This window comes from Abyssisolibacter sp. ZYX002 (assembly GCF_056892235.1).
In genome coordinates this window covers 312,913-336,556 of the sequence record NZ_JARMXH010000004.1, presented here as the reverse complement: position 1 = coordinate 336,556, position 23,644 = coordinate 312,913, and the positions used below count along the sequence as shown (strand labels likewise).

The 23,644-nt window shown below is 28.1% G+C and carries 26 protein-coding genes; 5 read left to right on the top strand and 21 right to left on the bottom strand.

Going from position 1 to position 23,644, the window contains the following annotated elements:
- Positions 1–137 precede the first annotated feature (137 nt).
- Positions 138–1,436, top strand: a complete 1,299-nt coding sequence (locus tag P3X86_RS14060) for a hypothetical protein (RefSeq protein ID WP_483293336.1) — start codon at positions 138–140, stop codon at positions 1,434–1,436.
- Positions 1,437–1,591: 155 nt separating this feature from the next.
- Here the strand turns inward: P3X86_RS14060 and P3X86_RS14055 are convergent, their stop codons facing one another.
- The 13 genes from P3X86_RS14055 to P3X86_RS13995 form a co-directional block, all read right to left on the bottom strand.
- Positions 1,592–2,698, bottom strand: a complete 1,107-nt coding sequence (locus tag P3X86_RS14055) for a phosphotransferase enzyme family protein (protein ID WP_483293335.1) — start codon at positions 2,696–2,698, stop codon at positions 1,592–1,594.
- 72 nt (positions 2,699–2,770) lie between these two features.
- Positions 2,771–3,415 (bottom strand): NAD(P)H-dependent oxidoreductase, encoded by a 645-nt coding sequence (locus P3X86_RS14050; RefSeq protein WP_483293334.1) that lies wholly within the window; start codon positions 3,413–3,415, stop codon positions 2,771–2,773.
- Positions 3,415–3,954, bottom strand: coding sequence for a flavodoxin family protein (locus P3X86_RS14045; protein WP_483293333.1), 540 nt, complete (start codon positions 3,952–3,954; stop codon positions 3,415–3,417). Before P3X86_RS14045 ends, P3X86_RS14050 begins: the two co-directional genes overlap by 1 nt.
- A gap of 96 nt (positions 3,955–4,050) precedes the next feature.
- Positions 4,051–4,839: a MerR family transcriptional regulator gene (locus tag P3X86_RS14040; RefSeq protein ID WP_483293332.1), complete on the bottom strand. Its 789-nt coding sequence runs from the start codon at positions 4,837–4,839 to the stop codon at positions 4,051–4,053.
- 509 nt (positions 4,840–5,348) lie between these two features.
- On the bottom strand, positions 5,349–5,765 hold the full coding sequence (locus tag P3X86_RS14035; RefSeq protein WP_483293331.1) for a GNAT family N-acetyltransferase: 417 nt from the start codon (positions 5,763–5,765) through the stop codon (positions 5,349–5,351).
- A gap of 185 nt (positions 5,766–5,950) precedes the next feature.
- Positions 5,951–6,931: a hypothetical protein gene (locus tag P3X86_RS14030; protein WP_483293330.1), complete on the bottom strand. Its 981-nt coding sequence runs from the start codon at positions 6,929–6,931 to the stop codon at positions 5,951–5,953.
- 694 nt (positions 6,932–7,625) lie between these two features.
- A complete protein-coding gene (locus tag P3X86_RS14025) occupies positions 7,626–7,748 on the bottom strand; it encodes a hypothetical protein (protein WP_483293329.1) in 123 nt (40 codons plus the stop codon).
- A gap of 1,470 nt (positions 7,749–9,218) precedes the next feature.
- Positions 9,219–10,910 (bottom strand): recombinase family protein, encoded by a 1,692-nt coding sequence (locus P3X86_RS14020; protein WP_483293328.1) that lies wholly within the window; start codon positions 10,908–10,910, stop codon positions 9,219–9,221.
- A 65-nt stretch (positions 10,911–10,975) separates the two neighbouring features.
- A complete protein-coding gene (locus tag P3X86_RS14015) occupies positions 10,976–11,113 on the bottom strand; it encodes a hypothetical protein (protein ID WP_483293327.1) in 138 nt (45 codons plus the stop codon).
- Positions 11,114–11,123: 10 nt separating this feature from the next.
- The gene (locus tag P3X86_RS14010; protein WP_483293326.1) at positions 11,124–11,420 is read right to left on the bottom strand and encodes a plasmid mobilization protein; all 297 of its coding nucleotides are present in this window, start codon (positions 11,418–11,420) and stop codon (positions 11,124–11,126) included.
- Between the two features lie 188 nt (positions 11,421–11,608).
- Positions 11,609–12,043, bottom strand: a complete 435-nt coding sequence (locus P3X86_RS14005; protein ID WP_483293325.1) for a hypothetical protein — start codon at positions 12,041–12,043, stop codon at positions 11,609–11,611.
- A 207-nt stretch (positions 12,044–12,250) separates the two neighbouring features.
- Positions 12,251–12,598: a sigma-70 family RNA polymerase sigma factor gene (locus tag P3X86_RS14000; RefSeq protein WP_483293324.1), complete on the bottom strand. Its 348-nt coding sequence runs from the start codon at positions 12,596–12,598 to the stop codon at positions 12,251–12,253.
- Between the two features lie 282 nt (positions 12,599–12,880).
- Entirely contained in the window at positions 12,881–13,150 is a 270-nt protein-coding gene (locus P3X86_RS13995) for a winged helix-turn-helix transcriptional regulator (RefSeq protein WP_483293323.1), read from the bottom strand.
- A gap of 156 nt (positions 13,151–13,306) precedes the next feature.
- On the opposite strand from P3X86_RS13995, the gene P3X86_RS13990 reads away from it, so the two are divergent.
- Positions 13,307–13,696, top strand: a complete 390-nt coding sequence (locus P3X86_RS13990) for a SatD family protein (protein ID WP_483293322.1) — start codon at positions 13,307–13,309, stop codon at positions 13,694–13,696.
- Positions 13,697–13,711: 15 nt separating this feature from the next.
- Here the strand turns inward: P3X86_RS13990 and P3X86_RS13985 are convergent, their stop codons facing one another.
- From P3X86_RS13985 to rlmD, 5 genes are all read right to left on the bottom strand, one after another.
- Entirely contained in the window at positions 13,712–14,533 is an 822-nt protein-coding gene (locus P3X86_RS13985) for a DUF3307 domain-containing protein (RefSeq protein ID WP_483293321.1), read from the bottom strand.
- Positions 14,533–15,390 (bottom strand): SatD family protein, encoded by an 858-nt coding sequence (locus P3X86_RS13980; RefSeq protein WP_483293320.1) that lies wholly within the window; start codon positions 15,388–15,390, stop codon positions 14,533–14,535. Before P3X86_RS13980 ends, P3X86_RS13985 begins: the two co-directional genes overlap by 1 nt.
- Before the next feature lie 316 nt (positions 15,391–15,706).
- Complete coding sequence (locus P3X86_RS13975) at positions 15,707–16,078, bottom strand: TnpV protein (RefSeq protein WP_483293319.1); 372 nt, start codon at positions 16,076–16,078, stop codon at positions 15,707–15,709.
- The gene (locus tag P3X86_RS13970) at positions 16,071–16,340 is read right to left on the bottom strand and encodes a DUF6809 family protein (RefSeq protein ID WP_483293318.1); all 270 of its coding nucleotides are present in this window, start codon (positions 16,338–16,340) and stop codon (positions 16,071–16,073) included. Before P3X86_RS13970 ends, P3X86_RS13975 begins: the two co-directional genes overlap by 8 nt.
- Before the next feature lie 224 nt (positions 16,341–16,564).
- Positions 16,565–17,932, bottom strand: a complete 1,368-nt coding sequence (gene rlmD / locus P3X86_RS13965) for a 23S rRNA (uracil(1939)-C(5))-methyltransferase RlmD (protein WP_483293317.1) — start codon at positions 17,930–17,932, stop codon at positions 16,565–16,567.
- A 250-nt stretch (positions 17,933–18,182) separates the two neighbouring features.
- On the opposite strand from rlmD, the gene P3X86_RS13960 reads away from it, so the two are divergent.
- Positions 18,183–19,517: a GerMN domain-containing protein gene (locus tag P3X86_RS13960; RefSeq protein ID WP_483293316.1), complete on the top strand. Its 1,335-nt coding sequence runs from the start codon at positions 18,183–18,185 to the stop codon at positions 19,515–19,517.
- A 481-nt stretch (positions 19,518–19,998) separates the two neighbouring features.
- Here P3X86_RS13960 and P3X86_RS13955 read toward each other — a convergent pair whose 3' ends face one another.
- From P3X86_RS13955 to P3X86_RS13945, 3 genes are read right to left on the bottom strand one after another with little or no spacing between them, the layout of a single operon-like run.
- A complete protein-coding gene (locus tag P3X86_RS13955; protein ID WP_483293315.1) occupies positions 19,999–21,009 on the bottom strand; it encodes an aldo/keto reductase in 1,011 nt (336 codons plus the stop codon).
- A gap of 2 nt (positions 21,010–21,011) precedes the next feature.
- A complete protein-coding gene (locus tag P3X86_RS13950; protein ID WP_483293314.1) occupies positions 21,012–21,404 on the bottom strand; it encodes an FxsA family protein in 393 nt (130 codons plus the stop codon).
- A 10-nt stretch (positions 21,405–21,414) separates the two neighbouring features.
- A complete protein-coding gene (locus P3X86_RS13945; RefSeq protein WP_483293313.1) occupies positions 21,415–21,828 on the bottom strand; it encodes an acyl-CoA thioesterase in 414 nt (137 codons plus the stop codon).
- A gap of 409 nt (positions 21,829–22,237) precedes the next feature.
- Between P3X86_RS13945 and P3X86_RS13940 the strand changes: the two genes are divergently transcribed.
- Positions 22,238–22,708 (top strand): hypothetical protein, encoded by a 471-nt coding sequence (locus P3X86_RS13940; RefSeq protein ID WP_483293312.1) that lies wholly within the window; start codon positions 22,238–22,240, stop codon positions 22,706–22,708.
- A 47-nt stretch (positions 22,709–22,755) separates the two neighbouring features.
- On the top strand, positions 22,756–23,619 hold the full coding sequence (locus P3X86_RS13935; RefSeq protein ID WP_483293311.1) for a TraX family protein: 864 nt from the start codon (positions 22,756–22,758) through the stop codon (positions 23,617–23,619).
- Positions 23,620–23,644: the final 25 nt, after the last annotated feature.

The window sequence follows — 23,644 nt, the reverse complement described above, 5'->3', positions numbered from 1 at the left end:
AGCATTTAAAATAGAAACTGTAAGTAATAAAAGTCTAACTTAAATATAGCTTTCATAAACATACTTAACGCAGTATATTCTAATGGTTGTAGAGTGCAATTGACTAATTATTAATAAAATTAGGAGGAAAAGTTTATATGCAGAAAAACATGAAGCAAAGTACAAAAAATTTATTATTACTATTAGGGATTATGATTTTGGTATTTTCTCTATCAGTTGGTTGTGCAAGCAATAAACAAGAATCTGGTTTAGGAGATACAAGTAAAGACCTTAATGTTAGTTTAGAAAACATTGTCAAGGAATATTCAAAGTTCATTAATGACAATTATAATATCGTGTTTACAGAAAAAGTTAATAAAAAGGAATTTACGGATGCTTTTTCAAAGGTACTTAACTATACTGAAGAAGATCAGAAAGTAAACAGTTTTACAAGCAAAAAAGCGTTATCTTTTACGGTTAGAGCTGCTGGGCTAGAAGAATTAGCATACGCATATCCTGATGAAAAAATAAAAACTACACTTGAAAAAGCAAAAATAGATTATAAGATAAATGAATCAAACAAGCAAGAAGCACAAGAGATTGCACTTGCTATTGACACAAAACTTATTACTCAAAAATTTTATGATTATATAATAAATGATAAACCTGTAGACTCTGAATTTGCAAGTTTATTATTAGGTAGGGCTTGCAACTTTAAAGGAAAATATAAGAACTATTTAGGATATATAAATGATGAAGATATTTCTTCAAAAATATATCATGCATGGCTTCAAAGTTCGCTTGTCAGTTCTTCAAAGCTAGAGGCTATAGCAGAAGATATTCTTAAGCAAAACATAATTACTGGTTATAATGTTAAAGACACTAGATATACAGCAAATTTTGATAAAGATTTAAGTATAACTTATTCTCATAGCGACATTAGTCATGCAATACAGCTTATTGAATTATTGAAAAGTGAAAACGTGAATGCTAAAGTACAATTCGAACCAAAATCATCTGCGTATGTTCACTTAAAGGAATGGGGTAAACCTGACTATCCAGATTTTAAGCTGATACCACTTGATGATGGCAATAGCATATGTTATTCAAAAGAGTATGACCTTAGTTTTGAATTTGAAAGCAAAGAAAAGAAAGATATGTTTAACAATATTATTCTTAAATACGCTAAAAAGAAGAGCGAAGATCAGAAAGGATTACTAGTACAATCATGGTGGGTACCATTATACAGCTCTGATACACAGCTTAAAGACTATGTTAGTATAACAAATAACAAATTTATTGACGGTAGGTATTTTGTACAAACATTTTCTGTCACTGAAGATTCTAAAAAAATTGTAGAAGAATTTATGAAAAAGAACTCAAATTTGAAAGCTGAAACTTATGAATTTTGGGTTAATAAAGCATTTTTAAATTATCTTAAAGGGGAAGATAAATAGTCCCTAAACATCAGTGTAATATGGTATGTTTACAACTACATTAATTTTTAATATAGTAATTTAAAAATATAAGTATATGTAAATCAAACCCACCTATAAAAATTTACAGGTGGGTTATTTCAATCCCTTATATTATATATCTATAACACTACTTATTATATTTTATCTAAACAAAAAGGATTTTTATGATTATATATTTTATCAAAAAAACCGAAATACGAAATGTCTTTTTCTATACATTTAACTTTAAATAGTAATTCTTCATCGTATTCAATATCTTCATCATTTGTAATTGCAGATTGGAATTCATTTATAAACCATTCCATTTCTATAATTTTTAAGAAAAATGGTAGCTTTGATATCCAAGTATCACTCAATGTATTTTCAGTAGCATAACCATTCATTATTTTATCAAACCAATTATTCATTTTATATTTTCGCTTTTCAGCGGTATCTTCAAACATTGCCCATCCGAACCCTTTTGTCCATGCATCAGCAATATCATACATAAACCAACAATATGCAGAATCATCAAAATCAAAAGTTGTGATATTCCCATTATCATAATCTATCACAAAATTACCGTCGCCAAAATCTGCATGAATCAGCCCGTACGAGTCTTTATTTTTGGGTAGTTTTTCTGCTTCTTTTATTAATATATCAAATTTAGATTTTATGACGTTTAGGTCTTTTGGTAAATATTTAGGTATAAGTAATGTATTCATATTTTTTATTAAATCAGGTCTCATGACTTTATCATTAATAGGTATATAGTTTTTAGTAAGTCGATGCATTTCACCTAATGCTTTACCAAAGTTATGAAAATATTCATCAATAGATACGCCTTCTCTATATTTATAATTTTTATCTGGTAATCTAAATCCTTTAGCTTTGTTAAAAAGCACACAATAAAATGTGAATTCTCCTACCTTTACCTGTTCAACTAAACAATCATTTCTTGATTTTATTGGATATGCTACTAATGCGCCATTAGTATGAAGATAAGTTATAAAATGAGTTTCAGCTTGTATTTGTTCTAATTTCCTATCTTCACGAAAAGATATGCGTAATACAAACCTACTATCATCATTGGTGAGATAATAAACGAGGTTTTGACACCCATCATATTGAGGATGAATGGATATTCTACAAGATTTAAGCTCCCATCTTGATAGAATTTTCTCTAAAATATTTTTTTCAATTAATTGTAATGCCTTTTGTCTAGTTAATATAATTTTTTCCCCCTTTTTTTTAACATACATTAAGCATACCATTTTAAACCATTATGTTCAAATATTTTAAGAAATTTTGGAACATAAATTTCTAAGATTCTTTTATAAAAATGGTGTATCTAGTCTTTTTTTATATGCACCATTCTTTTTTAGCATTCTATGCCATCCTATATTATTCAGTCCTATGTCACATAGTAACTGATATAGATGTGCTTTAAATTTTGATAGTTCATAAGGTCTACCTAAATCTAACACTATTTCTTCATCAAATGAATGAGTTTGTTCATATAGCTTGCCTAGTTCATTAAATTTTGACAGCACTTTCTTAAACATTCTAGAAAACATATAAATTGCTGCTGCTTCCCCTTTAAATACAGTTCCTAAATATTTATAATCTAATTTCTTTGCTAATAATTCAAAATATCCTTCTACATATTTCCCTTGAGCAGATTCAATAAATCCTGCCTGAATAATAAATCCCATTGACTGATTTTTTGTATTACTCGGACTTAGATACTCTATAAATTCCATCATTATTCCAGGCATAGCATGAATATATAATGGCAGTACAAAGATAATATTATCAAAATCTCTAATATACTGTGATGTTTGTTCTAAGTTTGAATTAGCTATGTTTATTATTTCGCATGGTTTTTCCATACATCGCACAAATTCTTCACATATAATTTTTGAATTACTTTTTTTTGAATTACCTTTTGGTGACATATTTAAGATTATTGTATCCATTACTGCTCACTCCCTAATTTATAACTTTCATATTCTTTAATATCTGCTATTTTAATCACTTTTGAATAGAACTGATAAAATACACGATTAATATAATCTACAAAAACCTTACGTTCATTTTCATTTATAAATTTATCATCATAGTAAAACTCAATATCAGGATACTTGTCGTATCTTTTTACATGCATAGATTCACCTGTTTTGTAAGTTGTATACGGAAGATATAATGGTATCATTCTATCAAGCAGGTTTTTTATATTCCCACTAACAAAACTCTTTGTTATTTTAGCAAAATAGACAGCTCTGTCAGAAGTTATATATTCATGATAAAATTGATTAAGATCTTTATACACACATCTACCTGGGGTTTTCCACCAGCAAGACCAACACCCTATACAATGTTTTACTTTAACTTTGGATAAATCAATAATATAAGGGTTGTTATATCTATGTCTTAATTCATTCTCAAATTTATTGCTTTCCATCAACCCATTGTTTCCCTTTAACTCTGTATACTCATTAATTACAATAGTTTTCATTGTATCAACTCCTCCTTAAAACCTTATAATCAAAATTATAAAGTATGGTCTAACCCCCTAGTCAAGAAGTTGTTTGATAGCTAGCTCTATCATTATTTACTCAAACGGTATATATATTTCTATATATGCATGTATATTATGTTCTTCTAATATGATATAACGTATTATAGCAAAAGCTTCTCCTGTTAGATTGAGTCCCTTTTCCCTTGCGAAACTCTTTGATTTAATGTGCATTTCTTGCATTATATCAATTTGATTATCATCGGATATTTCTTCAACTACCGTATATAAACATTTTTTGCTATGTATATACTTACCTTTTTCATCCATTTTTTTAACAGGTTCAACAATAAGTATCTTGGAATCAATAACTCTGGTTTCATCAAATGAAACATATCTCATTATTTTTGAGAACATATCTTCACTATTTGATTTAATCCCTATTATATTTTTATATTCCTCTACAGCTACAAAATCTGATACCTCATCGTTAACTCTGTATAAGGGCATTGTCTTAACAGTAAATGTATTTAATTTATTGTTTAAATCGCTACTAAAGTTTTGAGTTTCAATGATTCTATTTAACATAGACTGTTGCTCAAATATGCTTTTTTCTAACTCTTTCCTCTTATCTATTAAGATTTTTTGTAATTCATCCTCATTTGTTTTCTCCAATACTGACTGAATCTGCTGTATAGACAATCCTCTTTTCTTATAAAAATCAATAATCATTAATCTATACACATCAAAAATATCATAACTTCTATAATTATTTTCATTATTCTTTTTAGGGTTTAATAATCCTTTCTTTTCATAGAAACGTAAAGTGTCTCTAGTTACATCTAAATAATTAAGTAATTCACCTGTTTTATACTGTTTGAACATAAATCATCATCCTCTTTATAGTTTTAATAAACATCTATATCTAATAATCTTCTCTCTTTCATTTTACAATATGTATTATACCGTACATACAGTCCCTCAAGTATATATTATAGCATTATAAAAAGCGCTTAAATATCTTTAAGCGCTCAGACCGTAGACAAAAGCCCAATTTCTGCGTTGTTGTTAAAATTTCCGTTGCTCACTTACCTCTAAGTAAGCTCTGCTACTCAATTTTAACACGCCTTGAAATTGAACTTTTACTAAAGTCTGCTATCTTGATGACTTTGTCATCAATCTAAGCGCTAAAATGTCTTTAAGCGCTTTTCTTTTGATAATAAGCAATAATAATGCTAATCAGTTCGTATAGTAACAGTAACCAATTCCATGTCATATTGAATTTCAAAGTATTAAACTAAAATTACGTTAACAAAAATAAATTTAACTTTTTAATATGTAACTCTCTGATTCTACAGAAAAAATTAATATAAATTTCAATTAAAACACTATTCTTATACTGTGTAATGTGCAAAAGCAACACAATTCATGTCACAATCAGCTGTGAATCCTAAACTTTTATAAAACTCAACCGTCTTAGGCTCATTTTCTGTTAAAAGTATTTTTTGATACACATTAGCATACTGCTCCATAATCTTTTTCAATAATATACTACCTATACCCATTCTTTGATATTGTGGCATGACTAATATATCTTGTATATATATAATTGAATGTCCATCTCCTACAACTCTTATAATTCCAACTAATTTCTCATCTTTATACGCACCTAAAATTCTTAACGAATTATTATATGCATTCTTTAACATCTCAGGCTTCTTAGTATAATTAATCCATCCAACGCTTTCATATATCTCCATAATTTCTTTTTCATTATATTTATCATATGTCTTGATGATTATTTCATTCATTTCTTTTTCCTCCTTGCTTATGTCTATTTTTCTGTGAAAATCAATATTATGAAACCCTCTATTGATAATTCTAACATTTTAATCTCTGTAAGACAAAAACTCTATTACATATCCCCTATGATTTAAATTTATCATTAACTAAAAAAGTAATCACAGTCAATATAAAAGGATAAAGAATTTATAACTTAGTTACTATCCGCCGATGATTCCATCCCTTTGTCAAAGCTATTAAACTCAACAGGCTGAAACATATCATCGAATTTACGATCATCTATATTGAAATCTAAATTGAAAATATCACCAATAAATTTCTGGCATAAATTCCCTATTTTTAGTAAAATGTTTAAATTTTCAACTGCACTATTTATATATATATTGTTATAATGATTTACTATATTTTTTTTAAATTTATTTATATAGTAAAAATCATTACTTGAATAACAACCTTTTTTTAAATTAATGAATAATATAATATTTTTTAAGTAACCACCTAATATGATACAATTAGCAACTTGAGACGAAACTCCATTACATACATCTTTTACTTTCTTCTTATCTATTATCATATTAATAATAACTGCCTTACTCGATAATATTCCAACTAATTTGTTACAATTAATTTGTAGAAAAGACGTCTCTTTTCTAAATTCATTAATCATTCTATTTGCTTCTTCTTTTGAGTAAATTTCATGATCAAGTAAAAAAAGCAACTCATTCACCATTTGAGGTATCATTAAAGTCGACTTGCTAAAATTACCTATTATATTAGTGAACTCATTTATAGTATCCATCTGTAAATCTAACTTCATTTTTTCTTTTCTATCTTCTATTGCTTGTTCTCTATTCTGTTCTCGCTCTTTTTTTAACTGATATTGCATTATCTTAAATGCTACTATACCACCAATAATGCCTCCTATAGAACATCCTATTATACTGCCCCAAAAGCTAATCCACGCATCTTTGCTTGTGCCTCTTGCGTTTGGATATGGTATTATAGCAACTAACAAATATACTAATATGCAAATAAAAACAATAGAAATTACTAACATACCACCTACTACAAGATATATGTTTTTCTTTTTATTTTTTTTGAAGTAATTCCATAAAAAACATTCAACAATCAATAACAATATTAAAGTTATCACGCACACTATTGTATCTAACATATGTATACCCCCGTTGAATTTATTTATAGTACTTTTTGTATTAATGTATTGTATCATATTATTTCTAATAATACCAATTTTTAAATATCATATTTGCATATTCGACCATAAAAATTAACTCTATAATTCGTCTTGCAAGGAAGGTTTGTATGAAAAAGCTTAAAAAATGGAGTTATGCCTGCTCTACTAAAATCGCACACATTATAAATATGTTCACTGCAATTAATTTTTTATACTTTTTAAAATCTCCCAAATAGTGTTTAGTAATGCTTTCATCCCGTTTCTTTGGATGCTATATTCATTTAAAAAAGTTAAAGAATAAGAGATTTATTACATATTTATTGCATGTTTATTGTGCATTTGTTTCATGTTTATTAAGCGTTTGTAACTTTGCTTAATTTCCTAATTGCGTATGTTATAATCGTTTAAACAGTAATTCTGTTCCTAAACACATATTATAATCGGAATGCTGTTTGCGTAAATCGCTTATATCTTTACACCCATTGTTGATACCCCTTAACTTTGTAGATGTAGACATAGCTAAAAAGATATAGGCGATTTTACTTACACTATACAATCAAAAGAACCATCTTTTTTGAAATTATAAGAATGCCTGAAACATTCGCATTTAAATACATAATGTATATAAAACAAACATTTCAGACAAATTATTAGTTGATATTTAAATTATTTTCTAATAATAAGGATGTATGAATTCACTGAATTTATTATCTTTGGAAGTGCAATAACAAGGTGTACATGATTCTATAAACATTGATATTTTACCTTTTAGATGTTTTCTTTTAAGTTTTTTCATAAACTCCCTCCTTTCTATTTCTTCTAGTTGGTTGTATAACTCTACAACCATAAAAATATTTAAAAATTGCAAAATGATTATCAAAAAATTTATATCATGCAGAAGTTAATTGTTGCTCGCTAATTTTTTGATCATATCTTGTTTAATTATATCTTTAATATTCTTTAGAAATGTGAATTGAAAAGAAAGAATTATAAAAATTAATTTGTTTAAATTTAATGAGATGAATAAAGATTGGATATTTATATGGGATATTTTCTACAAAGCAATAATTTAATAGATAATATTATTTATCTGTTTCAATATGGATTTTAAACTTGTTACTATATATAACATTTTAACACTATGCTTTTACCCCGTTATGTCACTATATTATTTTTAATTTCAAAAAATATCAGTATTATTTCGTTTTTATAATGTCTACTCGTAACCTTTTTTATCACAACATGCTAAACAAGAAGGTATTAGTATTAATAAATACTTTATTCGTAACATTTTTAAGTTTTTCAATCAAATTGTTTAACTTCCTTTGAATAAGCATCATCCAAATATAAACATAAATGGTATTGGATTATGAAAAATACTTTCAAATATGATATACTATATCTAATAAAGTATAGCATAAAGGAGGTGATCATAGATGACATTAGAAAAATTCGAAAAGTATGATGAGCTTATTCTTAAGAATTGCAGTGAACATATCCACAATGTTTGCGATTTTAGTAGGGCAGGCATAACTCCATATTCATAATCGTAGTAAAATGAGCAGTTTTCATAAGAAAGACTATACAGTTATTTTTTAGCTGTATAGTCTTTTTTTTATCTTATTGAAACAATAACAAATAAAAGCCACTCAAAAGAGTAATATTTAAATATACAAGATTACCTATAGCCTAACCATGAGTTATAAGTATAACATAGATGTAAATGAAATTAATTACATAAAAATAGAGTTAATAAGAGAAAACTAAGGACTTAACAATTTTGATTCGTCATTAGCACATTTGTCAAAATCTTGATTTTTATGTTTACAACAGGTTGACAAATAGTCTCTTCTTCAAAACCTCAAACCCCAACCTTAGTTATTTAAATATTAACACTGCCACTGTCTCAACATAAACAATCAAAAAGAACCGACCCTTTTGATTATAGTCATTTATGCCTTAAATATACCTAACTTTAAGTAGGTATATAGCTAATTAGTCGTCTTTTTAAAATGTCATATGTAGAAATAAATTGATAAAGGAGGATTTTTATTCAAGCAAAGAAAAGGGACATGATACAGCATAGACCCTGAAAACTATTCCCAAAAAAAACAAAAAATTTCCGGATTGAAATAATAAACATAAATTTAAATCAGTCTTTGTGAATCTCTATATGAACGTGAACACCTTTACTTTGCACTGTATTTCCAATTTATTATTATTTATTTCCTGTCAAGAATCTTAACGATTAAGCACAGCAACACTCTCAACATGCGTCGTTTGATTGTGAGGAAGATATTTTTTTGCCTTTGCTTTTATTACCCTTCATTGCTTTCTTTGACCCATCTATATCCTCTGTTAATCCTGATTTAAATACAAAGGTTAATTGATGAGGATGTTTATTGCCTTTATTATCTATACCACCTAGTATTATGTGGTCTATAACTGCGTCAAACACTTCTTTATCAAATTCTGATAATGGTTTATTCTTGATAAAGTGCCTTCTAAACTCTTTTATTCTTTCTGTTATTGTTTTCTGTTCTTTCTCTGTCAGGCTTAGTTTGCTTATTTCTTCGTTTAATGATTCTTTTTCTTTTACTAATGTTGTATATTTCTCATTATATGTATCTCTGTCTATCTTTTCGTCTAGGTGAATATCTATAAGATTTTTTATCTTTGATTCTATTTTAGTAAGGTTACTTTTTAGTTTTCTTAGTTCTGTTTTATTATCGTTTGTCTCTAATGATTTTTGTACTGTCTTTAAGAATTCTTCTATTATTTCTTTATTGTTCTCACACATGTCATTAAAGCATTTTACAAATGCCTCTTCTATTATTGACTCATGAATCCCCTTACTTTCTGGACAGTGCTTTTTACCCTTCTTGGTAGATTTTATACAATGCCATACTACTTTTTTATTTGAAGAACCTGCATTCCATGCTCTTCTACCTACTCCACTTTCACAGAAACCACATTTTATCTTACTGCTAAATGTATATTGCCTACTATACCTCTCTATCCTTCCCTTTTTCAAGTTAACATTTCTTTTATTTCTTATTTCTTGAACTTGCTCAAATAATTCTCTACTAACTATAGGTGGATGATGGTCTTTCACATAGTATTTTTCTGATTCTCCAAAGTTAGATAATCTTTTTTTGCTTATAGGATCTACTGTAAATGATTTTCCTAAAACTAAATCTCCACAATATTTCTCATTTGTTATTATTCCTAGTACCGTTGAATCTGACCATTGAGGATTACCTCTTTTGGTTAAATGTCCTTTGTTGGTTAGTTCTCTAGCAATTGTATAACATCCTATACCTTTCGCATATGTATCAAATATATATCTAATTATTTTGGCTTCTTCTTCATTGATTGATAATTCTTTTGTGACTTTATCATAGTCATATCCTAGACAACCGTTAAATCCGACAAGCTCACCTCGTCTCATCTTCATTTTAAGCCCTAGTTTTGTGTTTTCAGAAGCAGTTAATACATCTTGCTGTGCAATAGCACTCATAAAGATTGTTCCTATTTCCCATTGATTACTCAATAGATGGATATTTTCTTTTTCAAAGAATACATCTACTCCATTTTCTTTTAGCTTTCTAGTATACTTTAACATCGCTAGAGTATCTCTTGAGAACCTTGACATACTCTTAGTTATGATTAAATCAATTTTACCGTCCAATGCATCTGTTATCATTCTTTGAAACTCATATCTCTTTTTTACGCTTGTACCAGTTACGCCTTCATCAGCGTAAATATCTACTAACTCCCAATCGGGATTGGATTTAACCAATCCCTCATAGTGTGTTATTTGTGATTTATAACTAGCTAATTGCTCTTCTGAATCCGTACTAACTCTACAATAGGCTGCTACTCTCTTCTTCTCTATTATCTTTCCTGTTCTTCTGTCTGTTTTCTTTTTAGTCGGCTCTATAATCTGTACTTTCACAGTTTATCACCTCTCGAAAATATATTCCTATCACTCACTTACTATTATACATTATGTTACCTTAATTATCCAGTCTTTTTTCTACTTTTATTCTTTTGTAATGATAGTTTTATGTACTCATATTCTTTTTTATTTATTAAACCTTTATTTGAAAGTTGTCTTAACATAGCTATTTTAGAAGCATATTTCATCATTTTATCCATGCACGTCCCCCTAACCTAGTTCTTTCAATGATTCAAGTGTATTGTTAATTACTTTTTTAACTCCTGTTAAATCTATCTCCTTTATTCTTCCTTGGTGTGCTAACATTACTTCATTATTTAGTTTTTCTCCTACTCTCTTTAACTCTGGTATATACTTGGTTAATACATCTTCAACTTTTATATCTCGTTCCAATGCTTGCTCTCTTGCATATGCACTAATTGTCTTACCATGATTTTTAGCTTTTGCCTTTATATGATTATATTCTTTTTCTGTTACTCTTACGTTAATCCTTTTTGTTTTAGTCACTATGTATCAACTCCTTTTGAGTCTAAGGGTATGGGAAACTCCCATTTTTGATAATTCCTTTAGGGAATTATCAATTTGTCATACAAATTGGAAGCTTGCTAGCAACAAAGTTGCTAATTTCTACCCCCAATATGCTAATACGTTCAGTTATTTATTGAACGATTTAATGTATTAGGTTATTGAAAAAGCTATCCATTTAAGAACATATAGATTGTACTTTTTGCCCATTTTTCTCCTGTCTCTTTTTCCATTGCTTTAGCTATTTGAGAGTATGATAAATTCTTTTGTTTAAACTCTCTTATTAGCTTCATATTATTATCAGTCTTTCTTGATGGTCTTACAACATGCATCCGTACTGAATTCTTTATTGTGTTATATTCTTTCAATAACTCATTGAATTTCTTTAGTAATTCATTATAGCTGTCTTCGTGTTTACGAATCTTACTTTTATATTCTTCAACTTCTTCATTATCTATTTTTGTAATATGTAGCATTATATTTTCTCTTCTTAAATTTGATATTTCTATATCCTTTTGTTTTATTGATTCCTTCAAATCTATGATATCTTGTTTCACCTTTTTTAATTGTTCTGCATCTTTTGAACCAAATATATTTAATGCCATTGCTCTCACTCCTCTATTTTAATTGGATATACGTCTTAATCCATAATTTCTTTTCCATTATCTTGAATAAATTTAATAGCGTTTTTTATAATGCCATTATGTCCACTCCTCTCCAATTGATTAGTAATATTTTTACCCTTCACTATATAGGACAGTTCTGAACCATTTGTAAACTTTAAATATATATGACAAAAAAACTAAGAGACTCTACGCAATCATAGAGTCTCTTAGTTTTGTATGGAGTTTTCTCAGCCTTTTTGTAATTGCCATTTTTGATACATTGAATATATCACCTATTTGTTGATGAGTATATTCTTGATAGTACTTATATTTTATAAGTCTCTTTTCATCAGTATCAAGTTTAGCAATAGCACATCGCAAATTTTCAAAGGTAAGGTTTCTTAAAGCAGTTTCCTCAGTATTATACAAGTTAGTAGAATATCTATCTAACACCCTTTCAAGCATACCTTTACTAAGATGTCTGCGATTAGACCGTCTCTGTGCTTGCAGTTTACGATTATCTGCTTCTAGAAATTCTGCGACCTTCTTTGGCACTGAAATCTCCCTTTTTTCATATTTTATTTTACGTACATTCTCTTCCCTTCTACTAACGAAAAGGGTACACACAATGTGCATCACCAGCTACTGTAGCCAATTTACAGCGGATAGCATTGCTCATTTGAGTATTAGGTTGGCTAAATGGCATGCTATCAGGGTTACATATTATATGTATTCCCTCTGGTTAAGATTATTTTATTTTTGAGGATTAGTGCTATGTCCTCATATTTATTTTATCATATATTTGATTATTATGAAAATTATTGAAATTATTTAATTCTATTTTGAGATTATTTCCCAATGCCCACCTTTATTTGAACCTACTCTCTTAATTAATCCTTTTCTTTTTAAAGCATCAATAGTTCTTTTGACTGTAGCTTCTGAGATATTATATTCTTTACTCATTTTAGGTTTACTTATCTTTGGATTTCTTGTAATTGCATTCATTATGATTTGCTCTGCATCTGACAATTTTATCAGCTCATTTATCGGTTCATTTATCGGTTCGTAAATTTCTGCACTATTCTTAACCGTAATTTTTATAATCAATTCGATTTTAATACTAAAAAAGGAATCAATCTTAATAATCTATTTTACTCTCTATTAACTCATTAGTTTATTATTATGCTTTATACTAAATGTTTTAAATTATAATATTATGTCTATAATTAAATTATAAAATAATTAAACTCGAGGTGATTTTTAATGTTTTATCAGGTAATGATATTTGATATAAAAAATTCCAGACAATTAGTTAATAGAGAAGCAATTCAATATAAATTAATAGATACCTTAAAAGAGGTAAATATAAAATATAAAAAATTAATTGTTAGTGATTTCATCATAACTATTGGAGACGAATGGCAAGGACTAATAAAATATCCTTGCCATTATCAAAAAATAATTGGTTTTATCTATAAAAGTTTGCATACACTAGATATATATTGTGGTGTAGGTATTGGCAAAATTAGTATTAATAATTTTGAATTAACAGTTAATCAACTTGATGGCAGAGCTTTCCATCTAGCTAGAGAAGCTGTAAAAGATGCTAAGAGAAAAAACTTGTCTATCGTAGTATATAAGGATTGGATATAGTAATAAATTATATTTTTATATTAATTTAATTAACATATAATAAGTCGTAAATGTATAAACAACACTAAATAGCGTTCCTAAAAGATAATATTCTGAGAAAATTTTATTGTCTAACATTTTAAATCTTGCTAATGATTTTACAGCAATAATAAAACCTATTGCAGATAATTGATTACTATATATAAAAAATGTAATCAAAATTCTTTCTAGAATTCCAATCCATTTACCTGTTTTAACTTCATCAATAAATTTTTTCTCTTCATTCTCTAGCCCTTCTTTTAATTTATTATTTAGGATATTGTTATAATCATCAACTCTTGTATATATTATATCAAACATTAATGGTATTATGTACACTCCTGATAAAGCTATATATGTTATTATAAATACTATCCTTAAATTAGATAGAGTTATTAGATCCACATTTTTTATCATATCTAGTAACTTTTCATTAATAAAGTTAAACTCTAATATTATATCTTTAGAAACTATTAAGATAACAAAAATATGAACTATTTGGTCTACTATAAATAATAATATCTTTATTTTGCTAATGAATAGTTTATTATCAGATTTATCTATAATAATTTTTTGTATTATTTCTTTTAATAAATCTATACATATATGAACTATATCTATTATCAAAATTATTCCAATTAATTTAGGAATATCATTGAATTGTGTTAACAGTATCATAAGTACAGAAATCACAAAAATATTAATTCCATGTCTAAAATATCCTTCAAGCTTCATTTCAGCTTTTAATTTTACAACTTTGTCTGATTGCAAAATAAAATCTGAAATAGTATGAGCAATTAACATTAACATAGCAAACATTATATTATCAATTCCCTTCTTTTCATAATTTCTACTACTGTTTCAAGAGATTTTAAAATATCTTCTATATTTGATACGTTTAATCTATCATAATAGCTAGTTTTACTTATATTCAGTTGTTCTAAAACGGTATTCAAATTTTCTTTTGATAATTCTAGCTTAATTGCCTCCCATTGCTTATCTGTTATTCTACTTATTACTTTGTTAACCAAAGACAATATATTATTACAAAGTTTATCTGGGAAATTGTATTCACTTATTATCAATCCATCATAGTCCTTACTATTTTTTAAATTATTCAAACAATCTCTGGCATTCCAAAAGATTGGACCATTCATTTCCCATGAATTTCTCTTTAATCTATCCTCAACTGTTCCAAAACTTACTCCATATCGGACTTTAAATGGACGTAAATAGCTAAACGTCAAAATTAGTAAATATATTATTTTACTATTAAATGGACATATAATCTGAATCTCATCACCTTGCGAAATAAAAAATTCTCTATCATAATCATAACCATTCTTAATCACTAAATTCAAATCTCTAATTTTATTATTTAAATCTAAATTAAACTGATTGTAACTTATTTCAGTAGATTTTATTATATCCATTGTTATAACTACAAATTCAGATGCGATATTTTTTTCAGAGTTTTCTAAAATATACTGACCTCTTGATACATTTCTAATTACTTTACTTTTTTTTAATTTATAAATAATCCAATGTACTGTATTTCTTTTTATTTCACCATACACATCCTTGTAAAAATCATAAAAATCATCTACGCTAATTGTATCATACGTCTCAAATCTTCTTTTAAGTTCAGTAACATGCAACTTTTTTGTATCACTCAATATCTTCACATCCTTTCTACGAGTATAGTACCACAAACATTACTATTGTGCAAGGTTTTTCCGGGTCCTAACCCGGACCAAGGTTTTTCCGGGTCCTAACCCGGACCAAGGTTTTTCCGGGTCCTAACCCTGACTAAGGTTTTTCCGGGTCCTAACCCTGACCAAGGTTTTTCCGTATCCTAACTCGGACCAAAGTTTTCAGCCCCGGACTTAAACACGTTTGTTCCCGAATATAAATACAAACTCTCTACGCCATCTAAATACAACAATTGGAAAAGGAGTATTCAATTTGTTGTACTTGATACTCCTTTAAAAATTAAATATAAACTATTTCTATCAAAACAATTTCCTCAGCAACATCACGAGCAATATTATGATACCCAACCCTATCCATAAAGCCACAATCAACTGGTATAGGATTCTTTTTTAGATACTGTTCTTCTATTAATATAGCCCTTTTAGTAGCATCTTCATTTATTCTATGACAATGCTCTAATAATTTGCCTTCCATACGCATTAATCTATATAAATCTGTTTTATGTTCTTTCAAATAACTTAATCTCATCCTTCCATACTTACCTAATGGTTTTTCATCATACTTAATATCATTAGATATCTGTATGTTGGGATATAAAATTCCATCTATCTCCGTATATTCTAACTCCACAGGTTTAAATCCTTCACTCATCAGAAAACACCTCCATTATTATCTTCGCTCCAATTTTGAATCCTTCTATAAAGGTATGAAGACTATAATATGAACTGCTTTCAGCTTGTAAGCTAAGTAATTTATCGTATACTTTAAATTGCTCCTTATTGAAACTGTCTGTTAATTTCTTTTCTAACACATTAGCCTCATCAACTATTCTTTTATGCTCTAAATTGAAAGGCTCAAACATGTGAGTTAGAAAATCCACATCATAATACATCTGCTTTAAAACACTCTTCATTTAAATCACCTTTTCTTATTTTATTTAAAAGGTAATCCAAACAAAAACATCCTTATATCTACTCACGTTCTACCTTAGTTCGGTACTAACTAGACATGTCTACTCAGTACATACTTTTATAGCTATACGCACTATAATTTTTTTATTATAGTTCTTATTTCTGAAATTTGCTATGTCAGTACTAAAGGTACAATAATCGCAGAAGTGTGCAAATTCCTTGATTATTAAGAGTCTTGACGATATAGCACTGTCACTGTCTCCACGTGCACACTAAACCCGAACATATCAACCGGTTGCACTTCGCCTACGTTGTATCCTTTAGCTACTAGATACTTTAAATCTCTTGCAAGTGTTGCTGGATTACATGATACGTATACTACTTTTTTGGGTTTCATATTTACTATTGTTTCTAGTACTGATTCCTCGCATCCCTTTCTTGGTGGGTCTAGCATTACTACATCTGCTGTTATACCTTGTTTGTAGAATTTTGGGAACAGTTCTTCTGCTTCTCCAGCGTAGAACTCTACGTTTGTTATATTGTTTAGCTTCGCATTTTCTTTCGCATCTTTTATTGCTTCTTTTACTATCTCTACTCCGTAAACCTTTTTTGCACTTTTAGCTAAGAAAAGTGATATCGTTCCTATCCCACAGTATAAATCAAATACAGTTTCATCACCTTTTAAATCTGCATATTCTAGTGCTTTTTGATATAATACTTCTGTTTGCATTGGGTTAACTTGAAAAAATGATAGTGGAGAAATCTTAAATTTCAAGTGACCTATGTAGTCAGTGATTTTGTCTTCTCCATAAAGTGTTTTACATTTATCTCCTAGGATCACGTTACTTCTCTTGTTATTTATATTTTGAACTATGCTCTTTACGTTTGGTAGCTTCGTACACATTTTTATTAACTCATCTTTGTAAGGAAGCTTATCTCCTTTTGTAATTATTACTATCATCAAATCTCCTGTTCTAAATGACACCTTTGTTAATATGTGTCTTATTATCCCAGTGTTTGTTCTTTGGTTATATGGTTTTATATTGTATTTATTGATGAACTCCCTTATTATATCTACTACTTTATCATTTATAGTATGCTGTATTAAGCATTTGTCTGTATCAATTATCTGATGACTCCCTCTTTGGTAAAAACCTATCTTCACTTTTCCATTATCTAATGCCACTGGATATTGTGCTTTATTTCTATATCTAGTAATTTGCTTCATGCCAAGTGTAGGTTTAACTTCTACCTTATCTAGTTCTCCTATTCTTATAAGATCATTTTTTACCCTGTCTGTTTTTAACCTCAATTGCTCACTGTAATCCATACTCTGCAACTGACATCCTCCACATCTATCTGCTATATGACACTTTGGTAAAACTCTATGCTCTGATGGCTTTATTATTTTTACTATTTCTGCTACTGCATAGCTCTTTTTTAGTAACTTTATCTTTACTTTAACCTCATCTCCTGTTATAGCATTGTCGACAAATATAGCAAAGTTATCTATCTTACCAAATCCTTGTCCTAAATGATTCATATCTATTATTTTAAAATTATATTCATGGTTTAATTTTATAGGTATATTCAAGCTGTACGCTCCTTTCAAAAAATACGTTATTTATGTTTATCTTTGGCTTATTTTAGTGTAAAATATATATAACTATTAAAATATTGGTATTAATTTAACTAGTCTGTAGTTATGTTAGGATAAACTAATCTATACTTTCACATAATAATCTTTGTAATATCTTTTACTCTAGTCATTTTTCATACAGATTATACATAATATATTTTAATTCACCAATGAGTTTTATACAAGTTAATTAGGAGTGATTTAATTGTTAAATTCAATTAAAAATATATTGATAATTGTCTTGATAGTTATTCTTGCAACTGGTATATCTATAAAATACAGCCCTTTAACTACTCTTGATACTAGTGATACTGCTAGTAACGTTACTGAAAGTGCGTTTTTTTTGGAAAGTAATTCTGCAAATAGCGCACTAACAAATCCAAGGAGTATATCAATATTACATAAATCTACAAGAGAAAAATCTCTTAGCTTTTACGACGATTATATGCTGGCTGGAAGACTGTACAAAAATAATAAGTTCTATAAGGCTATTGATTTTGTTTTAGTTAGTGAAAAACCATTTAATATTGATCTAAGCCCTTATAAACCATATTCTGTAGAGATAAATTTATCTAAGGATAATTTAAAAGTGCCTGATGGTAAGTATAAATTAGTTATCACTACGAATGCAATAGGCCTGAAATACTCATGTAAAGCTATTGAGCTTGATATTAATTATAAGAGCTCTTCTCCTTATGTAAAAGCTTCAAATAAGCTACCTAGTGAAAATCTAAATGCTTTGACATTGTATTATTCTTGCATTGATAGCGACGTAGAGCAATTAGTTGGTATTACAAGGTTTAAAAAAGTATCTCGTAATGTATATAATTTTACTCTTAAAGAACTACAAACTCCTGTAGATATAAATACTGGGCTTTGCCCGACTTCTCCAATTGATACTTTTCACTATGTATCTCAGAAAAATGGTATTACATATATAGATTTGCCATCTTCCAATGATAAATACACAAATCCGAAAACTGCACGAAAAGCTATGAATTCATTTATTAAAACTATTGCTTGTATCCCTAATCATGGTAGAGTTAAGTTTTTAGTAGATTATAATAGAGCTGACACCTTCTTTAATGGGGTGAATATCAATAAATCAATAGAATGTAACAACTTCAACAAATCTTATCTAGCATATGATAGTGGTAAAAGATATCTTCTTGTTGACTGTGATGTGCCATCTATAAGCAAATCAGATGATACTACCTCTAAAGCAAATCAAATTTTCAATGCTATGAAAAATTTTGAATATCACGGTCTTTTGAATGTTATCCCTAAAGACGTAAACCTGCAGGGCATATCTGTTGATAATAATATTATCACTCTCAATTTTAACAATGCTATCTCTAATGCTCATGCTAATAATGATCATTTAAGATCTATGATGATAGATGCTATATTGTTTTCATTCACTAGTATTGAAGGAATTGACTATGTTTCGATTAAATCAAATGGAAACGCTTTAGATGGTTTTAAAGGATATGATTTGAGTAAGGCAGTAAAGAGGCCTCTTTATATAAATCCTGAATAATCAAACAAGAAACAAAAAAATACCCAGCTAATCCCACTGGGTAAAAACTAAATAAATACTAAAATCAGTAGCCCTTTTTTTCAAAACACATTCCTTAATTATATCCAATTATATTATATTTATACTCATTTTTAAAATATTTTTTTATTTTGTTATATTTTTTCTATTATAATAAAGATCCTATAGACTATAATCTTATAAGAAAATCTGTATTGAAAATAATGACTATACATGCTATTATATACAAAACAGTAGCTTATTAAAAGGAGGACTATCTCATGATGCCAATTCTAAATTTCCTTATTCAAATTCTAAGTATAGCTATATTAGGTTTTCTTTGTGTATTTATTTATAGAGTATTTAAGTATGTTAGTAGAAAATAGATTTAGCTACAGTCACAAAACTATGTATTATTCCTTCTTGCCGTAATAAAAAACCATTAGCTTATTCTAGCAAAATGGTTTTTCGTATTAAATATTTTCTAACCGAAGTTTTTTGATACTCTATTTAGCATTTTTCTAATAGGCAAATCATATGGACATTTCGGTTCACAAGCCCCACACTCTATACAATCCTTCGCTGTTTTTGCTTGCCCATTGTACCTGCTTTTTGACCATTCTTCTAAATCATATTTCATAAGATATGCTTCTAATATAAATTGGGTGGGTATATCTATACCCTGAGGACAGGGTGCACAATATCCACATCTTCTACAAAACTCTGTACCTAGCTGTTTTGCTTCATGCATTATTATATCTCTTTCTTCATCTGTCAATCTTCTAAATGGATTTGCTACTGCTGTATTTGCCTTTATATGCTCTATACTATCCATTCCTGGTATTACTGTTGATACATTCTCGTTTTCTAATATATATCTTATTGAATACTCTACATTTGTTATTGCTCCACCAGCTACTGGCTTCATTACTATTACTCCAATGTCTAGTTCGTTTGCCCTTTTAAATAAACCTTCTGCTTGTGGCTCTACTGGGTTATATGGGAACTGTATTGTACTGAACTCTCCTGTCTCTATTGCATCCTCTAATATAGCTAATGTATGACTTGTTATCCCTATTTCTTTTATCAATCCACTTTCTTTTGCTTCCTTTAATGCTTTTAAAGCTCCGTTTGGAGACATCACTTTCTCATACTCTTGTGCTGTTTTTACATTGTGCATTTGGTATAAATCTATACACTTGATATCTAACTCTTTAAGACTTATCTCTATATCCTTTTTCATATCCTCATAAGTTCTGGCTGGTGATTTTGTAGCTATAATCCAATTCTCTCGACCAGTTTCTTTTATACCATAACCTATTAATTCTTCACTCTTAGTATAAGCTCTTGCTGTATCTATGAAGTTTATGTTGTTTTCAAGTGAAGCCTTTATTATTTCTACTGCTTTTTTTTCATCAACCTTTTGGATTGGTATTCCTCCAAAACCAACTGCTGATACTTTGAAATTTGTTCTACCCAGTTTTCTCATCTGCATAATTACGACCTCCAAATATTAATTGTTCCTCTATTAAGCATGTTAGTAAATTTGGCTTTAATATATTCTCTATATAATATTCTTGTAAATGGTAGTACTAATGTAAACCCTACTAAATCAGTTATTATACCCGGGGTAATTAAAAATGCCCCTCCTATTAATACACATAACCCATCTATTAAATTATTAGCTGGCATATGTCCGTTATTGAGTTCAAACCTGATATTTCTCAGTATGCTTCTGCCCTCTTTTTTGGCTAAGTAAGCACCTACCATACCAGTAGTTATAATAATAAATATCGTAGTTAGTGTACTTGTAATGCTAGCTAATTTTAGTAATATAAAAAGCTCTACTATTGGTACTCCTATAAATAGTAATATTAGCTTACCTATCATGTTTTTCCTCCTATTCTGTAGTCAATGATTTTATGAATCTGTCATATATCTCTTTATAGTGTTTTTTTAAGTTAATTGGTTTTAATGTTTTATCAACAAAAGCATGCTGTGTATATCCTGTTGCCAGTGTATTGCCATTATGGCTAACCACATAGTTAAGCATTATCCTAGCTCCTTTTACTTGAACTAGTTTAGTCTGTACTATTATCTCATCATCAAATTTAGCTGGCAACAAATACTTGCATCCAACATCTATTACAGGTAATAAAACTCCTAAATCTTCAAGTTCTTTATAGTTTACTCCTATTTTTCTTAGAAATTCAGTTCTACTTACATCAAACCAAATAAAATAGTTAGAATGATAAGCTATTCCCATTTGATCTGTTTCTTCGTATCTAACTCTAATGTTTACATTATTAATCATCTGTATTCCTCCTAATGTTCTTACATATTTACTATTATATCAATTTTTATGATAGATATCTATTTTAATGTTTTATTATCCAAAAGATTATTTTAATAGTATCTTAAAGCTTGCTTCAATATAAGCAAAATTATGAAATATAAAATATTACCTAAATATTTATATATTAAATAAATCATTTCAAATATCTAGTAAATAACCTAGCAGTTTTCTTAGTTTAATCCATAAATCTGCTATAATTCACTTATAAATAATTAATTTTCGAATAATCATTGCTTTTTTTGCATTTGCTGTTAATATATGTTTAGATATCTTTTAATTATTCAAACGTATACGTTTCTAAAATAATATTTTAATAATATTATTTTACACATCAAACTTAATAATATAAAATATAGGAGGTAATACAATGTTTAAATTTAAAAAGAGTATATTTTTATTACTTATTGCTATGGTAGTTATGATATCTGACATCTCTGCTCTTTCCATAAATCATGAAACTAATAAAATAGAAGTATCACATATAAATCCTGTGAATAATTTACAGCATCGTTTGAGACATGCTAGTTACCCATCTGAAACATGGAATATTTCTAGTCAAGGAGCTTATCGCTTTGATGGCATAGCTGAGTTAAGCACATTATGGACAAACTATTTTTTTAAAGGAAAAACTTCTTATAGCATCGAAGTTAAAAATAATCACTCTAAAACTCTTACATTGAAAGTATATAAAAGAGTTAGTGGTCTTAACCCTTTATTAGAGAAAGTTAATGTTGTATCCAAAGGATTATGCTCTTTTACAGTTAAAGGTTTAAAGTATGACGATGAAATATATATAAAATTTATGGCACCTTCAAATTTTAGTGGATCTATTAAATAATTATTAGCCACCAATACCTATCGGTCTTGGTGGCTATACATGAAAGGATGATACATTTGACATCAACTACATTAAAAATAATAGCTCTTATATGCATGCTTTTAGATCATATTTGGTCATTTTTTCCAAATAGCCCTGTTATATTTCATTGGATAGGCAGAATTTCTGCACCTATTTTTGTGTATTGTGTTATTCTAAGTTATATACATACTAAAAATAAAATAAAATTTATGATTAGACTCTATCTTCTCAGTGTAATCATGGGTATTATTTATTATTTCATTGACATACACATATATTTTAATTTTCCAAGAACATTACTTTTTATTGTCATAGCTTTGTTTATATTTGATAAAATAAAATATCGTGATAAAGGCTATAAGAAGCTTGTCATGCTGATAATATCATGGCAAATTTTTTCAACTATTTTTATAATGATTCTTGCAAGGTATACAAATATATCAAATCAGCTACTAGTCACTCTCTCTGCTATCTTAGCTAATATTTTAGATTTAGAAGGTGGTTTTATATGGATAATTATTGGAATCGTTATTTATATCTTCAATAATTCCAATAAAAATATTACAATATCTTTCTCTTTATTCACTTTGACTTATTTTATTGCATATAATACTAATATTTTTTCGAGAATTGTACGTAGAATTGCTTTATATAATGAATATTTAGGCTCATTTGCAAATTCTATTTGTTATATTTTCTTTTCAACCAATCCATTATTTAATAGTAGCCTGAAAATGTTTGTTTGGAATGCTCAATGGATGGTGGTATTTTCATTGATATTTATAAATCTTTACAATGGAAAAAAGGGCAAAGGATTAAAATATCTGTTTTATATCTTCTATCCAGTACATATCTTGATACTATATATTATAAAAACATCAATGTCTTAAATTTACCAAGTAATTATTAAGACAA